The 17,818-nt window shown below is 35.3% G+C and carries 9 protein-coding genes; 7 read left to right on the top strand and 2 right to left on the bottom strand.

Annotated elements, in window-relative coordinates; translation table 11 throughout:
- Positions 1-13: 13 nt before the first annotated feature.
- Entirely contained in the window at positions 14-3,703 is a 3,690-nt protein-coding gene (gene purL, locus FTRAC_RS02745) for a phosphoribosylformylglycinamidine synthase (RefSeq protein WP_013452704.1), read from the bottom strand.
- 203 nt (positions 3,704-3,906) lie between these two features.
- On the bottom strand, positions 3,907-4,710 hold the full coding sequence (locus FTRAC_RS02740) for an alpha/beta fold hydrolase (protein WP_013452703.1): 804 nt from the start codon (positions 4,708-4,710) through the stop codon (positions 3,907-3,909).
- A 219-nt stretch (positions 4,711-4,929) separates the two neighbouring features.
- On the opposite strand from FTRAC_RS02740, the gene FTRAC_RS02735 reads away from it, so the two are divergent.
- The 7 genes from FTRAC_RS02735 (at position 4,930) to FTRAC_RS02705 (ending at position 17,813) form a co-directional block, all read left to right on the top strand.
- Positions 4,930-5,544: a TetR/AcrR family transcriptional regulator gene (locus tag FTRAC_RS02735; RefSeq protein WP_013452702.1), complete on the top strand. Its 615-nt coding sequence runs from the start codon at positions 4,930-4,932 to the stop codon at positions 5,542-5,544.
- Positions 5,534-6,889 (top strand): TolC family protein, encoded by a 1,356-nt coding sequence (locus FTRAC_RS02730; protein ID WP_041649451.1) that lies wholly within the window; start codon positions 5,534-5,536, stop codon positions 6,887-6,889. Before FTRAC_RS02735 ends, FTRAC_RS02730 begins: the two co-directional genes overlap by 11 nt.
- Before the next feature lie 28 nt (positions 6,890-6,917).
- Positions 6,918-8,054 carry an efflux RND transporter periplasmic adaptor subunit gene (locus FTRAC_RS02725; RefSeq protein WP_013452700.1) on the top strand — a complete coding sequence of 379 codons (1,137 nt, stop codon included), beginning with the start codon at positions 6,918-6,920 and terminating at the stop codon, positions 8,052-8,054.
- Between the two features lie 18 nt (positions 8,055-8,072).
- Positions 8,073-11,477, top strand: a complete 3,405-nt coding sequence (locus FTRAC_RS02720; RefSeq protein ID WP_013452699.1) for an efflux RND transporter permease subunit — start codon at positions 8,073-8,075, stop codon at positions 11,475-11,477.
- A gap of 72 nt (positions 11,478-11,549) precedes the next feature.
- Entirely contained in the window at positions 11,550-12,806 is a 1,257-nt protein-coding gene (locus FTRAC_RS02715) for a metallophosphoesterase (protein ID WP_013452698.1), read from the top strand.
- A 551-nt stretch (positions 12,807-13,357) separates the two neighbouring features.
- Positions 13,358-14,584, top strand: a complete 1,227-nt coding sequence (locus FTRAC_RS02710; RefSeq protein WP_041649449.1) for a hypothetical protein — start codon at positions 13,358-13,360, stop codon at positions 14,582-14,584.
- Between the two features lies 1 nt (position 14,585).
- Positions 14,586-17,813, top strand: coding sequence for an RHS repeat protein (locus FTRAC_RS02705; RefSeq protein ID WP_013452696.1), 3,228 nt, complete (start codon positions 14,586-14,588; stop codon positions 17,811-17,813).
- Positions 17,814-17,818: the final 5 nt, after the last annotated feature.

Here is a 17,818-nt window from a genome sequence, read left to right as displayed (position 1 = left end):
TAAAAAGTCAATTTTACGACATTTTCTCAACCCATTTTCTAGCGTTTACCAAAGCTTCTACCCAAGGTGAGATTTCATCAGCTTTCCTTTCAGCAGGGTAATTTGCCCAGTTCCAAGGGAAAATACTTCTTTCTAGGTGCGGCATAATGGCTAAATGTCTACCATCTTCAGAACAAACTGCAGCGGTGTTATAATCTGATCCATTTGGATTTGCAGGATATTGATTATAACTGTATTTAGCAGCAATTTTGTACTCTTTTTCCGCTAAAGGCATTACAAATTTTCCTTCTCCATGAGCAATCCAAATACCTAGCTTGCTATTTTTAAGACTCGATAGCATTACTGAATTATTTTCCGGTACCTCTACATTCACAAAACCACATTCAAATTTATGAGAATCATTATGTGCCATTTTAATTTTCTCTTTGTGTGCAGGATAAATTAGATCCAAGGCGATCATTAATTGACATCCGTTACAAACTCCCATACTCAAGGTATCTTTTCTATCATAGAAATTTTTCAGAGCTCTTTGTGCATTTTCATTGTATTTGAAAGCACCTGCCCAACCTTTTGCAGAACCTAATACATCAGAATTTGAGAATCCTCCAGTAAACACAATGAAATTGACATCTGATAGATCTTCCTCACCGCTCATTAAATCGGTCATGTGGATGTCTTTGACATCAAAGCCTGCCATATACATCATATAAGCCATTTCACGCTCACTGTTCACGCCCTTTTCACGGATAATAGCTGCTTTTATTCCACTTTCTGAATTCCTGTTGGAGTCTAATCCTAAAGACTCAAAAGTGCCTTTAAAATGCTTTGGAAAGTCAAATGACAATGCTTGATTTTTATAATTATCAAAACGTGATTTAGCTAACGCTTTTCCGCTTTGCTTTTCATCCAATAAATAGGAGGTTTCATACCATTCGTCTCTTAAACTTGCTATGTCAAGATCAATAGTTTGATTGTTTTTATGGATCTGAATTTTGTTTGATTTAGTAATTGAACCTAATGCAATAACGTCAATTTCAGATTTTTTCAATTCTTCGATTACAGAATTGTCTTCGATTTGAAGCAATAAGCCAGGTTGCTCGCTGAATAGTAGTTTTACTAAATCATCTTCTTTGAATCCATCGAAATTGATGTCTAATCCAATATTTTGATGCGGAAAGGTAGTTTCTAAGATGGAAGTAATTAATCCTCCTGATCCAATATCATGGCCAGATAAGATTTTTTCCTCATTTATTAACTTCTGAACAGTCTCGTAAGCATTTTTGAAATGACTTACTGAATTAATTTTTATGGTTTCTTCTCCTAAGGAAGCACGAGTTTGAGAAAATGCAGAACCTCCTAATTCAAAATTTCCTTTTCCCATATTGATATAAATCAATTGGCTATTTTCTTGCGGGATTAATGCAGTTTCTAGGGTTTTACGAATATCAGAAACTTCTCCTGCTGCGGATATAATTACAGTCCCAGGAGCATAAACCTTATCACCTGATGGATATTTCTGCACCATGGAAAGTGAATCTTTACCTGTAGGGATATTAACGCCTAGTTCGATCGCAAAATCACTTATGGCTTCCACAGCTTCATATAACCTGGCATTTTCTCCTTCATTTTTTGCGGGCCACATCCAGTTGGCGCTTAAGGATATTCCTTTTAATCCATCCTGAATAGGAGCGAAAATGATGTTGGTTAAGGCTTCTGCTATAGATAATTCAGAACCAGCTTTCGGATCAATTAATGCACTCACTGGAGCATGACCAATAGAAGTAGCAATTCCTTTCTCACCTTTGTAATCAAGCGCCATTACCGCAACATTATTTAAGGGCAATTGGATGGGACCCGTAGTTTGTTGTTTGGCAACTTTTCCGGTTACGCATCGATCCACTTTGTTAGTTAACCAGTCTTTGCAAGCCACTGATTCTAATTTCAGAACATCTCTGATATATCCTTCAATTTCTTTAGTCTCGTATTGTAAGGTAGTAAAAGTTGTGCTTTGTTTTTGATCCGCCAATATCGTTTTTGGAGCACTTCCAAACATAGAAGCTAATGGCCAGTCTACTGGGTTTGTACCGGTTTCAGTATCTTCAAAACTGAAATGATGGTCACCCGTAATTTCTCCTACTACATAAAATGGCGCTCTCTCGCGCTGTGAAACCTTTTCCAGCTTGGCAATATCTTTTTCTTTAATCACTAAGCCCATTCTCTCTTGCGATTCATTCCCTACAATTTCTTTGGCCGATAGGGTAGTGTCTCCAATTGGAAGCTTCCTTAAATCAATTTTTCCACCAGTATCTTCTACTAGTTCTGAAAGACAATTTAAATGTCCACCAGCACCATGATCGTGGATAGAAACGATTGGGTTTTCTGAAGATTCAGCCATAGCACGGATTGCATTGGCTACTCTTTTTTGCATCTCTGGATTGGCACGCTGAACTGCATTCAATTCGATTTGATTGGCAAAAGAACCAGTGTCTACTGATGAAACGGCACTTCCGCCCATGCCGATTCGGTAGTTATCACCACCCATTACCACAATTTTATCGCCTTTTTGCGGAACATCTTTTTTGCTTTGTTCGGCAACTCCATAGCCAATTCCACCGGCTTGCATGATGACTTTGTCGTAGCCGTATTTTTTACCAGCATGTTCATGTTCAAAAGTCAGTACAGAACCAGAGATTAAGGGCTGACCAAATTTATTTCCAAAATCAGAAGCTCCATTGGAAGCTTTAATCAAAATATCTACTGGACTTTGGTAAAGCCAAGGCCTTTCTCCCATGTGGTTTTCCCACGGACGATTACCTTTTAATCGTGAATAGGAAGTCATATAAACGGCTGTTCCCGCTAAAGGAATTCCTGCTTTACCACCCGCCATTCTATCTCTGATTTCACCGCCTGAACCCGTTGCAGCACCGTAAAACGGCTCTACGGTAGTAGGGAAGTTGTGAGTTTCTGCTTTTAAGGAAATTACGGATTTGAATTTTTTCTTTTGGAAATAATCTGCCTTTTCAGGATTTTGAGATGAAAACTGTTCTACTTCAGGACCTTCAACATAAGCCACATTATCTTTATATGCCGATACAATTCTGTTTGGGTTTTCTTTTGAGGTCTTCTTGATCATCTGGAAAAGCGTATTGGGCATTTCCTTTCCGTCAATTACGAATGTCCCATTGAATATTTTGTGTCGACAGTGTTCTGAATTTACTTGCGAGAATCCGAAAACTTCACTGTCGGTCAAAGGGCGGTCTAATTCTTTGCTTACTTGTTCAAGGTAATCTATTTCCTCTTTGCTCAGGGCTAAGCCTTCTTTTTCATTGTAGGCTGCAATGTCTTCAATTAATTCTACTGGATCAGGTTGTTTATCGATCGTAAAAATATCTTCATTCAAGCCTTGATATTTTGCTTGAAGCATTGGATCAATTATATCGCTGAGCTTTTCAATGCCTTCGAACATCTCAATTCGGAAGATGCCGTTTAAGCCCATGGTTTGCGTAATTTCCACTGCGTTGGTACTCCAAGGACTCACCATTTCTTTCCGAGGGCCAACATAAATGCCTGTTAAGTCAGAAGCAGGGATTGTTTTTTCTGCATCAAGCAACCATAAAAGTTTTTCTAAGTCAGTTTCTGAAAATGGATTTTGATGTCCTAAAGCGTAGATTTGATGATTTTTACCCTGAAAAAAGCTAAGCATAATGTGTTTTATGTAGGTGGAATTAATAAAGCTGCAAAGTTAGAAATTATCCATTATTTAACCTAGAACCAAGAACCTAGAATCTAGAATCAAGAGTCAAGAATCAAGATAAGGGTGCTCTATCTTTAAATTCAAGAATATTTATTTTAAATTATTACTACTATATTTCAATAATTGATTCTGCCCAGTTTCCCCTTTGGGGATTAAGGGGCTTTGGCCAAATGCTTAGCCGTATCAGCAATCAAGGTATTATGCCCCGCTTCCAGAATTACATGCTCATATTCTTTTACATGCTTTAATAAATCCATCATATTCTCGGCAGTGATGATTTTATCATATTTGCCCGTAAACATCATTGTCGGGATTTTATTCTGGTTGATAAGGAAGGCTATTAATTTTAAATCAAATTTTAAATGCCTGAAAACTACCCAAGTTAAATAAACTCTTCTTCTTTTTTCTCTAGTGTTCATTTGGGTATTGGCAAATTTCAGTAAACTTTTATCGACCAAGCCCATTTTTTTTGTGAAAGTTAAAATCTGATAGAAGTATTTCGGCTTCACTATCATTGCTCTAAAAAATCTTCTAAAAGAATTAGGGTAGGTTGCCAAACTGTACCAAAATGAAGTTTTAATTCCATCTGGTGCAATTAATAAAAACTCTTTTATTTTTCTTGGAAATAGCTCTAAACTAGCTAAAGCAAATTTTCCTCCCATGCTATAACCTACAACTGCAAATTTTTCAATTTGATGTTTTTCCAAAAAAGATTTTAATATTACTTCCCAATCTTGCTTTTCCAAGGCTTGGTTTCTGTCCTTCCATTCACTATTCCCATGGTAATAGATGTCAAATGCATAAACAGTATATTCATCCCCTAATAATTCAGAAAAGGGAAGATATACTTCTTTTGATTGCCCAAATCCATGAAAGGCTAAAAGTGGTGTTTTACCATTTCCATTAATAGAATAATTTAAAATATTATCTCCAAATATTATATGGTCGTACTTCATTTAGAAAAAACTAATGGGTTATGTGGCTGTTAAAAACCAAATTTAAAATTATTAATTAGCAAATAGCAAAATCTACCCAACGGCTTAATTTTCAATAGGTTAAAATATATTTATGATTTTTCTAAAAAATTATAAACAAAAGCTACCTTTGCCCGTTGGAAACCGAGGAAACTTTCAATCTGATTAAAGTTTCCGAAGTATTAATCGCAATATAATAATTTGAGTACAGAGAAAAATATATTAGAGGGAGCAAAGAACTTATTTATGCAATTTGGCTTGAAGTCTATCACAATGGATGATATAGCCAGAAAAGTAGGGGTAAGCAAAAAAACAATCTATCAGTTCTTTAATGACAAAAATAGCATTGTATTCAAATCTGTTCATGAACATTTTTCAGACCACCGCAAGGAAATAGAAAATGTTTTAGAGAACAGTAAAGACGCAATAGAATCTATTTATAGAATTTCAAAATGTATGAAGGTACAGATAGAGGCAATAAATCCAACGGTTCTTTATGATTTACAGCGTTATTTCCCCAAGGCGTATAAAAGGTTTTTGGAGTTTAAAAACACTTTTATGAAGGATAGAATGAGTCAAATCATTGAAAATGGAATCTCCACTGGCTATTTCAGAAAAGAAATTAATACTGAAATTCTAATTATTCAAAGAATTGAACAAGTTCAATTGGCTTTTAATAATGAAGTTTTCCCAAGGGATAAATTCGATTTCAAGGAAGTTCACGAACAGTTGTTTGATCATTTTATTCATGGAATATTAACTGAAAAAGGAAAAGAAAAATATAATCAATATTTAAATGAAGAGCATGAAGCTTAACAAAATCAGAATTTTTTGTGCAGTTGCCTTTTTTATGCCTATTAGCATATTGGCGCAAGAGGAAATTACCAAACCTATGAGTTTGGAAGAATGTGTGAATTACGCATTGGAAAATAATCGAAATTTGAAAACTACGAGAATGGAAGAAGCCATTGCAGAGACTCAAGTAGGAGAAACACGATCTATGGGTCTTCCGCAAGTAAAGTTTCAAAGTGGGATGAATTATAATTATGAAGTGCAAAAGGCATTTTTACCCAATGAAATTTTAGGAAATCCTGAGCCAGGTTTTACCCCTGTTCAATTTAGTCCCGAATATGATGGTAATGCTGCTTTTTCTGTTTCGCAACTTCTGTTTGATGGCTCTTACTTCGTGGGTCTTCAAGCAGCCAAAACCTTAAGAGAATTAAGACAAAAGGAATCTAATCAATCGGAGGTGGAAACCGTGGAAGCTATTACAAAAGCTTACTATTTGGTATTGATTACCGAGGAGCGTTTGAAATTGCTGGATGCTAATCAAGAGCAATTAGAAAGAGTACTCAAGGAAACGAAAGTCTTATATGAAAATGGATTTGCAGAGAAAATTGATGTAGATAGAATCAATGTGAATTACAATAATATTCAGACAGAAAATAACAAGGCTAAAAGGAGCTTTGACGTTTCCATGGATATGTTAAAATTTCAAATGGGAATGCCTATTAACTCACCTTTGGAACTCTCTGGTAGCATATCAAACCTAACCCTCGAGGCAGAGGAATACTTGAATAAATCTGAAAATTTCGATTATAGAGAGAGAAGTGAATTCTCTATCCTGCAAGTTAACCAAGATTTGGCCAATTTGGATTTGAGAAATAATAAAGCCACCCACCTTCCTAAGTTACACGCAAATTTTAGTTATGGATGGAACTCGGGAGTAAATGGCACCAGTGAATTATTTGACTTCAGTAATAATTGGTTGAGTTTTGGAGCTGTTGGTATTAGCATACAGTGGAATTTGTTTACTGGATTAAATCGATCAAGCAAAATGGAAAAAAACAGAATTCAGATTGAGCAAATTGAAATTCAGAAGGAGCAATTGAAAAGCTCCATTGACATGGAAATCAAAAAAGCAAAAGACGATCTGAAGTCGGCCAAAGAAAGTATGGATGTACAAAAGCAAAATATGGCTTTGGCGCAATCTGTTTACGAGCAAATTGAAACTAAATATAAAAATGGCTTAGCAAGCAGTCGTGAATTATTGGATGCTGAAACTTCCAAGAAAGAGGCTGAAACCAATTATTATAGCTCACTTTACGATGCGGTGATTGCCAAAATAGAATTAGAAAAAGCATTAGGAATATTGTATTGATTTGATAAAAATGAGAATAACTATAAAAATGAGAAATTCACTTTTAATAATTGCACTTACGGTTTTCATGGCAGCTTGCGGAGGAAATTCCGATGTTGAGAAATTGAAGTCAAAACTAGAAAGAATAGAGAAAGATATTCAAGAAAAAACAATTGAGGCAAACGAGTTGCAAGAAGAAATTGCCAAACTTGACCCAGAATTTGCTAAAAAAACAGATCAATCTGTATTAATAAAGCAAGCGGTTGTGAAACCTCAAGATTTTAAACATAAAATCAATGTTCAAGGTGAAGTGGCATCTCGAAAAAATATTACAATGGGAGCTGAAACCATGGGAAGGGTTACACAGATCAATGTCTCGCCTGGAGATATGGTAAAGCGGAATCAACTATTGGTAAAATTGGATGCTTCTACTACAGAAAATAGTATTAAAGAATTAAAAACGGCTTTAGATTTAGCTACCACTATTTACAAAAAGCAAAAAAACCTTTGGGAACAAGAAATTGGAACTGAAGTGCAGTATTTGGAAGCTAAAAACAGAAAGGAAACGCTAGAAAGACAATTAGCTACTGCTCAATCTCAATTGGATATGGCTTATCTAAAAGCTCCTTTTAATGGAAGAATTAATGATGTGAATGTTAATATGGGAGAAATGGTGCAGCCAGGCTTGCCCGTACTAAGCATGGTAAGCCAAGAAGAAATGTACCTTAAAGCGGATGTTTCTGAAGAATATATTAATGATTTTGATCAGGGTGATTCAGTAGAGGTATATCTGCCTTCTATAAAGAAATCATTCTCTACAGTAGTGAGTGCAGTAAGCTATGTCATAAATCCGGCAAACAGAACTTTTCAATTGGAAGTGAAAGTCAATGAATTCGTTGATAATTTAAAACCAAACCAGTTTGCACGTCTAACTTTGGTGGATTATGAAAATCAGGAAGCCATAGTAGTTCCTTCTTATGTAGTTCAACAAGATAATGTAGGTGATTTTGTTTTTGTGGTTGAAAACAAGGGTAATCAAAAGAAAGCTAAAAAAGTAAGAGTTGAAAGAGGAAAGACTTATAATGATAGAACTGAAATTTTAAACGGTCTTAAAAATGGGGATGTGATTATTTCAGAAGGTTACCGAGAAGCTGTTAATGGAATAGAAGTTCGTATTGCACAATAATTCCGAAAAAAGATATTTATGAGCGATCAGAATAAAAAGAAAGTAGAAAAGGAGTTTGGACTAACCACCCTTTCGGTCAACAACCGAACTACTGTATATGTATTGGCTTTTTTAATAGTGGTGTTAGGTATTTTTTCTTATATAAATTTACCAAAAGAGAATTTTCCTGAAATAGCTCAACCCACTATTTATATTGGTACGCCACACCCAGGAAACTCTCCAGCTGATATGGAGAAATTAATTACTCGACCACTTGAAAAAGAAATTAACACCATTTCTTCAGTGGATAATATTAAATCAACCTCAGTACAGGATTTCTCAACAATTATAGTTGAGTTTACTACTGATACAGATGTTGAAGAGGCTTTACAAGAAGTAAAAGATGCAGTGGATCAAGCAAAATCAGAGTTGCCATCTGATTTGCAAGATGATCCGAATGTATTTGAGCTTAATGTATCGGAATTTCCAATTATGAATATTAATCTCTCAGGTAATTACAGTGTAGAGACCTTAAATTCCTATGCAGAGTATCTGGAAGAGGAAATGGAGAAATTTCCAGAAATGTCTAAAGCAGAGATTAGAGGAGTAGACGAAAAGGAAGTTCGGATTATGGTAGATCCACTGGAAATGGAAGCTCGTAAAATTAGCTTTAACGATATTGAAACAGCGGTTCAGCAAGAGAATATGACCATGTCAGGTGGTAATATTAAAATGGGTAAAATCAGAAGAACAGTTTCAATTTCTGGTGAATATGATAATCCTGAGCAATTGGAAAACCTTATCATTAAAAATGAAAATGCTAACATCGTATACCTGAAAGATATTGCTGAAATTGAGTTTGATTATAAAGAAAAGCAAAGTTATGCTCGATTAAATAACGAGGCGGTTGTAATGGTGGATGCGGTAAAGAGAAGTGGTGAAAACTTACTGATATTAACTGAAAAAATTAACGAGGTAATTGAAAAAGCCAAACAAGAAGTATTTCCTGATGGATTGGAGGTTACAATTACAAATGACCAATCGCAACAAACAAGAGATCAGGTAAGTAGCTTGGAAAATAACATTATTTCTGGTGTTATATTGGTGGTATTAGTGCTGTTATTCTTCTTAGGAACTCGAAATGCACTTTTTGTGGGGATTGCTATTCCGATGTCAATTTTTATGGCTTTCATGATTTTAGGTGCCTTAGGAATTACGATTAATATGATTGTATTATTCTCTTTAATTATGGCATTGGGAATGTTGGTTGATAATGGCATTGTGGTAGTGGAAAATGTTTATCGTTTAATGGAAGAAGGATATTCTCCAATCAAAGCCACTAAAATTGGAGTAGGAGAAGTAGCCTTGCCTATTATTTCATCCACAGCTACCACTTTAGCAGCCTTCTTGCCATTAGCATTTTGGCCTGGTTTAATTGGGGAGTTTATGAAATACTTGCCGATTACTTTAATAATTACTTTAGGTTCCTCTTTGTTTGTGGCCTTGGTTATAAATCCGGTATTTATAGCTTCATTCATGAGAATAGATGAAGGCGGTAGATTGAATTATAAAAGAGTTTGGAGAATTGCTGGAATTTCATTTGCCATTGGAGCAATTTTTATTCTGTTGAAAGTTTATGCGCTAGGTAATCTGGCAATTTTGTTTGGTGCATTAGGTTTAATCAACACCTATATTCTTACTCCACTTTCTAGAAAATTTCAAAGAGGATTTTTACCTGCGGTTGAAGGCTTATATTCACGTACACTTGCTTTTGCGATAAAAGGAAGAAATCCTTATTTATTCCTAGGAGGGACAGTTGTAGCATTGTTTGGTTCCGTAATGTTATTGGGAGTTTTTACCCCAAATGTTTTATTCTTCCCTGAAAACGAACCAAAATATGTCAATGTGTTTGTAGAGTTTCCGGTTGGAACTGATGTGGAACATACTAATGAATTCTCTACTAAAATTGAGAAAGAAGTTCAAAAAGTGATTGAACCTTATTCTGAAATAGTTGAATCAGTTGTGGCTAATGTAGGAAAAGGGGCGAGTGACCCAAGTGATCCGACTGCTATGGGGCAATCCGATACGCCAAATAAAGCCAGAATTACGGTCAATTTTGTGGAATTCAAATACAGAAATGGAATTTCAACCACAAAAGTGATGAATGAGATAAGGGAGGCTGTGGCAGATAAATATGCTGGTGTTTCTATTACCGTAGATAAAGATCAGGCAGGACCACCAACTGGGAAGCCGCTTAATATCGAAATTAGTGGGGAAGATTATGATAAGTTAATTCAAATTACGGAAGACCTAACTGTTTTTATTAATAATCAAAATATTGGAGGTATTGAAGATTTAAAAACAGATTTAGAGGTAGGGAAGCCAGAATTGACCATCAACATTGATCGAGAAAGTGCTAGAAGGTTTGGTTTAAGTACTGCAACTATCGCCAATGAAATCAGAACAGGGCTTTTCGGAAAGGAAATCTCTAAATATAAAGAAGGTGAAGATGACTATGAAATCCAGTTGCGCTACAATGATGAATATCGTTATGATGTAAATGCATTGATTAATAAAAAGATAACCTATAGAGATCAATCTTCAGGAAAAGTTAATCAAGTGCCGATTAGTGCTGTAGCAGATGTGGAATATACCAGTACGTATGGTTCTATTAATCGTAAAGAATTGGATAGAGTGGTGACGGTTTATTCCAATATTTTAGATGGATATAATGCCACTAATGTCAATAATCAATTAAAAGCAGCCATGAAGGACTTTGAAGTTCCTGCAGGCTATGAAATTAAATTTACAGGTGAACAGGAAGAACAAGCTGAGGAACTAGAGTTTTTAAGCATAGCTTTATTGCTTGCCGTATTCTTGATATTCTTAATTATAGTGGCTCAGTTCAATAGATTGACAGCTCCATTTATTATCATGAGTTCTGTGATTTTCAGTACCATTGGTGTATTCTTAGGACTGGTTGCTTTCCAGATGGATTTTGTAATTGTAATGACTATGATAGGGATTATTTCACTGGCAGGTATAGTAGTAAATAATGCTATCGTTCTTATTGACTTTATTGAAATCAGTAAGGCCAATAAGAAGTTGAATTTGGAAGAAGGTGAAAGTTTAACTTATGAAATGGTAAAAGAGGCAGTGATGCTAGCGGGAAAAACTCGTTTGAGACCAGTATTGTTGACTGCTATCACAACCATTCTAGGTTTAATTCCTTTGGCAATTGGATTCAATTTTGATTTTATACAGTTATTCACCAGCTACAATCCAGATTTTTATTTAGGTGGAGATTCCGTTATGTTTTGGGAACCGATTTGTTGGACTATAATATTTGGTTTGACATTCGCAACCTTTTTAACATTGGTAATCGTACCTGTTATGTATCTTATTGCAAATCAATTAAATGCTAAATTTGGGATAGGGCGATAAGTTAGAAGTTGGGAGTAGGAAGCTCGAAGTTTCCGCTCCCAACTTCTAACCTCCAACTTCCAACTCCACCACATGTCCAAACTAATCCTCATACCGCTAGTTGCTGTCATTTTCATTTTGATTGACCTATATGTCTTTCAAGCACTGAAAATAGGAGTGCAAAATTTCTCTCAATTAGGGAAAAACATTGCTTATGGTATTTATTGGGGGTTTACTGCAATCACGCTATTGGGCTTTTTCCTATACCATTTTGGAAATCCTGATTTCTTTTCGCGTGTGGCTCGGCAGTTTATGTTGGTGCTGGTATTTATGAATTACCTTTCAAAAACTATTGCCTTATTGGTGCTATTGATTGGCGATGTAATTCGATTCGGACAATGGAGTTTTTATAAGATCACTGATCTTTTAAATAATTCAAAAAGTGGTATTGAGGGAGAAAAAATAAGTAGATCTGAGTTTTTTGCTAAGTCTGCATTGGTCGCAGGTACTCTGCCTTTGGCAGCTATGAGTTTTGGAATAATCTCAGGAGCACATGATTACCGCATCCGAAGAAAATCAATTGTGATACCCAATTTACCGAAAGCTTGGCACGGAGTGAAAATAGCTCAGCTCTCTGATATTCATAGTGGTAGTTTTTGGAATAGAATAGCAGTTGAAGGCGGAATAGATATGCTGATGGCCGAAAAACCTGATATGGTTTTTTTTACAGGTGATTTGGTGAATAATGAAGCCAAGGAAGTAGAGAAATATATCCCTATCTTTTCAAAGTTGAAAGCTGATTTAGGAGTTTATTCTACCCTGGGGAATCATGATTATGGTGATTATAAAAACTGGAGTAGTGAAAAAGCAAAAGCTCAAAACCTGCAGGATTTAAAAGAAGCTCATAAACTCATGGGGTGGGATTTACTAACCAATGAAAACCGAATCCTGACAGTGGATAAAGAGCCTTTGGCAGTTTTAGGAGTAGAAAACTGGGGAGCAGGAAGATTTGCCAAATATGGAGATATTAGCAAAGCTTATGCTGGTACCGAAGGTTTACCAACCAAAATATTACTTTCCCATGACCCTAGCCATTGGGATGCCCAAATCAGAAAAGACTATCCAGATATTGATTTGATGCTTGCCGGGCACACTCACGGTTTTCAGTTTGGAATAGAAATCCCAGGCTTCAAATGGAGTCCATCTCAATATGTTTACAAGCAATGGGCAGGACTTTACCAAGAAGGAAATCAAAGTCTGTATGTGAATAGGGGATATGGCTATCTTGGTTATCCTGGAAGGATTGGAATCCCACCTGAGATTACAATTTTGGAGTTGAGGCAGGGGTGATTTATCTATAACTCTATCGTAAAGGGCTTAAGCGGCCGCTTAAGCCTTGTATTTTTATACACTTTCATTATTTTTATTAAATAAGATTCTTAATTAGGGACTTTTTTTGCTAGATAAAACTCTGTGCTTTTAAAATATCTGAACTGTTGTAGGGCTAAAGAAAGGATATAGAGATGATAATACCCAGTAAACAAATTTCTCAACCATGGATTGATATTCCTTACAAAAGGCTTGCAAAAAATTACTTCACTACCGAAATTTCTGTTCGTTGTTAAATACAGCAAGACAAAATGAGACTGATATAAAACTTGTTACCTTGTCTCATCATCCAGATCAAATTTACTTCTAATTCTCGTATATAACTATTGTAATAAATATAGTAATATTAATAGAATATAATTACAAAGGGATGAAAAATAATAACAAATAATTTGTTTTTAAATTTACCTGTTTTATCCTTGTAGGATAATGTAATATTTAAGAACGTTTTGAAACCAAAACCTGACAAAACCTTTAAACTCATTCGACTTTTTGTGATCTCGCTGGTAAGCATGACAAGTCCTCTAAGCTTGCTTGGTCAAGAACAATCTGATTCCTTAAACATTATTGAAATTGTTGAAGATAGCCTTAATGTAATTAGTTCAGAAATACAGCATTCAAAAGTATCGATTCAAAATATTGATAATCAGATTGTTGGTAGAGATTTTAGTAAAAAATTGGATTCTGTTAGTAGTTATGATAGAGAGCAATTAACCAGCTACAATAAAATAGCAGATACCTTAATTCATCGTACCGATATTCATAAGGTCCTTCCTAAAGGATCAGATCTAGGATCAAGTATTATATTTGAGAATCAAAATATTCTAAATCATGCTCAAACGCATGATGTACCAAATATCCCATTAAGTAAACTACCAGACTTAAATAAAATTGAGCTAGAACCTATAAAAGTCATACCTGAAAAAATATTAAAAGATAAATCAACTATTAATTCAAATCTAAATTTAAGGCAAAACTTAGATTCATTAACTATTGAGGATATTGAAAAAAAGGCAGGGACGTTAGCAAAAGATAATATAGATGAACTTCAAGAACTAGATAGAATGGAAGGGGCAGCTAATAATGCCCGTTCGCAAATGGATGATTTAAAGTGGGATAAATCGAAAATCAATTCATCAAAAAATGTCGCCAAGGTCTTAAGTGAAAATGTGGAAACTGTCCAAGCGGGTATGGAGAAAATGAAGGACCTCAAAGGGAAGTACAGTAAAGTTAATCTCTTGAATCCTAAGGGGCCAGTTTTAAAGAAGATAAGCAATAAACCCTCCAAGCCATGGCAGTTCAGCTTGAATTTTAGCTCTAAATTTCAAAATGGTATTTCCATACAAATTGCTCCCTCATTAGGCTATAAGCTCCATGAAAGATGGGTAGGTGGTATTGGAATAAGTTATCAAATGAGAATAATGGACATAGACAGTTCATTTACATTTTTACCAAATCAAGAGTTATCTCACAGAATATTCAATCAGTTCAATTTCTACAGAAATTTTTTCTTGCATTTAGAACATGAACTGCCTTATAAGAAACCAGCTGAAAACAAGGAAGGTTCGTGGTATAACTTAGCGCCACAAAAGTCGAGGGCTTGGGTAGGGCTGGCTTTACAATATGGTCTATATAAAGACATTAAGGGACAAACTCAAATTTTGTATAATTTAATAGAGCCTGATTTTAGTAATGCCCCTGAAAACAGATGGACCATCAGGATAAATTTAATTTTTTGATATGAAATACAAGTATCTAGTTTTTACATTATTATTTAATTTGCCTAGCTTTTTGCAGGCACAAAGTGCTGATCCTAATATTACTCCTCCAACTCCAGAGGCAATGTCATTTCACAGAAGTGGAGTATCCAACATCAATAATTATTCAGGCTCAGCAGATATTTCAATAGATATATTTAACTTCGAGGTAAAAGATTTGTCACTCCCTATTAAATTAAGCTATGTAGCTAATAACGGAGTGAAAGTTCAGGAACGAGCCTCTTGGGTTGGTTTAGGATGGGCTTTAAGTGCGGGAGGTGCTGTGTCACGGGAGATTAGAAACAGGCCGGATGATTTTCAAGAAGGATATTATCTCAAACCAGATATTCCTGCTTTATCTATCCAAAACAAACCTTATTTTGATGATATTTATTACGGACTAATTGATGGGGAGCCTGATCTCTTCAGGTATAGTGCCCCTGGTATAAGTGGATCATTTATGATCTATAAAGATCATCACGATCCGTCTATACTTCATATACCGTATTCTGATAACAAAATTGAGTTTACACATAGCACAAATGGATTCCACAGATTTACTGAATTCACTGTTATTAATCCTGAAGGTATTCGTTATAAATTTTCTGCTATGGAGGAGATGATTAGCACTAGTCTTTCAGGAACAAGTCCTGATAACCGATATAAAGTCTCTTCTTGGTACTTGACTCAGATTACGAACCATGATAGTACTGCCTACATAAATATTGAATACGCTGATGAAGATGGTAATCCGTACGATGTTGGCACCAACTCCATAGTGGATATTTTTAGTGAGACAAGAACAAATAGCCAGTCAGAGGCTCTAGAATTAATTGCTGTTAACAGAACAAAAGTAAGACAGCTAAAACCTATTAGAATTTATGATAGTCGGGGATATGAGGTCAATCTTATTCAAAGTTCTATAGATCGATGCGATTTTAAAAACACCAAATTTCTTGATAAAATTGAAATTGACTATAATGGTCAAAGAGTAAAATCATATGATTTTGACTACTCATATTTTACCGAAAATGGTACAGTTCCAATTTCAGATCCTTGTAGTTATGTTCCTTATTCTATTAATTCACAGCCACTTGATGATGGTAATCACAAATGGAGGTTGAAGTTAGATAAGGTAACCAAAATTGGAAGTGATGGTGTGAAGGAGATGAACCCACATCAATTTGAATATGAAGAATCAAAGTATTTACCAAGTCGATATTCAAAGGCAAGAGACCATTGGGGGTATTATAATGGTGCAGTTAACAATACAACACTTGAGCCAGTACAATATATAGACCTTACAGGCTATTTATCTCATAGCTCTAAGCCTTTTGTCAAATATGGGAGTGCAGATAGGGATAGCAATTTCGAATTTGGGAAAGCAGGCATACTTACTAAAATAACATATCCCACAGGAGGTTATACAGAACTTGAATATGAAGCCAATACATGTTCAAATCCTGAAATAGAGAGTGATAAGGTTTCTCAAAACCGTGCATTTACTTTAGATGCTCCGAATGAAATCACCACCTCCATCACAATAGATTTAATTGAAAGACCATTTACAGAATTGGTGGTTACAGCACTTTCATATTTTCCAACAGAACAATGTAACGTTTTTATTGATTTCGAGAATGTTAGTACAGGACAAACAAAAAGAATCGATTTTTCTGCCATTAACAACATTCTTCTACATCCTGGGACGTACGATGTCACCATTAGTCCAACCGATATAAATGACCCCAATGGTGGTAGCTGTTTTGACGATGTGGTTCAGCTTTTTTTCACTTGGGAGAATCAGGTTGAAACCCTTGAAAAGGAAGTTGGTGGTGGTCGTGTTGCATCCTTGGTAAATTGTTCTGATAGTATAGATTGTGTGACACGCTCGTATAGTTATTTAAGAACGGATGGTTCTTCCAGTGGCTATTTGGTATCTATTCCCACTTATGGATTTGCTTTTTTATCGGATCACTTTGGCAGTTCATATCCAGCAACTTGGGTCAGAACATACAGTTCTAACGAGCCAACGCTCACCACTTTGGGGGGTAATGTTGGCTATTCAGAAGTAACTGAAAGTATTAATCAAGCTGAAAATGGTAAAATTGTTACTTCTTATGCTTCACCAGAATTTCTTAAGGATGTAAAATTTGGGGCATTCCATCTTACCAATACAGGAGAGAGGATTGATGTTTGGCCTGGGTCACCACATACCACAAGGGATTATCTAAGAGGAAAAATTTTCAATAGAAATATATTTAAGTATGACTCTTCATTATTAAAAAAAGATTCATCATTTTTTATGGGAACTTATCAAGAATCTTCAGGGTATGTTCGAGATCCTATTTTCATAATGTACCAAAACGATGGTCAACAGTCTAATTCAATCCCTGGAGTTCGTGTATATGGGAATTGTCAAGAGGGTGCTTGTCCTCTTTCTATAAATTTATACTCTATTTATTCAGGCAGGGGATATGTATACCAACAGATGCAGAAAAAAATTGAAGATGGGATAGAAAGTGAAATTACAACTACATATAACTGGAATCCCGATCACCAGGTCATTGATTCAGAAGAGGTTGAATACCCTGATGGGACGACTAGAAAAAAAGAGTTTTTCTATAATTTTAGTGATACTAATGAAGCTCAAGGCATTCTAAGTGCTTCCGATTATGATACTCTGCAGGAAATGTATCAACAAAGGAATATTATTGTCCCATACTACAAAAAAGTTAGTAATATTTCAGAAAATGAGATTTTAAATAGACAACTTTTCCGATACAATTCAAACTACAGACTGGATGAGGTTCTTACTTCAAAAGGTACTTCTCCTTTCGAAGTTTCTTTAAAATACCTGTCGTATGATCCGAATGGCTTGCCTACTTCTTATGTAGCAAAGGATGGGCGGGTGCATTCTTTTGGCTGGTCAAATTATCAAGTAACCTTATCGGGTGTAGCTGAAAGTGCCTTTCCTATTGACTTTTCAATGTCGATGTTAAATGATCCTAATAGTATGGAAGGAGTGTATGATGTTAAATTATATGAATATGATACACTCGGTAGAATTAAAAAAATCATAGATGCAAATGGACGAGATACTTCCTATGATTATGATGAATTTGGTAATCTTATCATGGTTAAAGATGCAGATGAGAATATATTAAAGAAAGTGACCTACAAATACAAGTCAGAAGAGGGGGACTCAAACTGATCTGC

The organism is Marivirga tractuosa DSM 4126 (genome assembly GCF_000183425.1).
Classification (GTDB): Bacteria; Bacteroidota; Bacteroidia; order Cytophagales; family Cyclobacteriaceae; genus Marivirga; species Marivirga tractuosa.
This window is presented reverse-complemented; position numbering and strand designations above follow the sequence as displayed.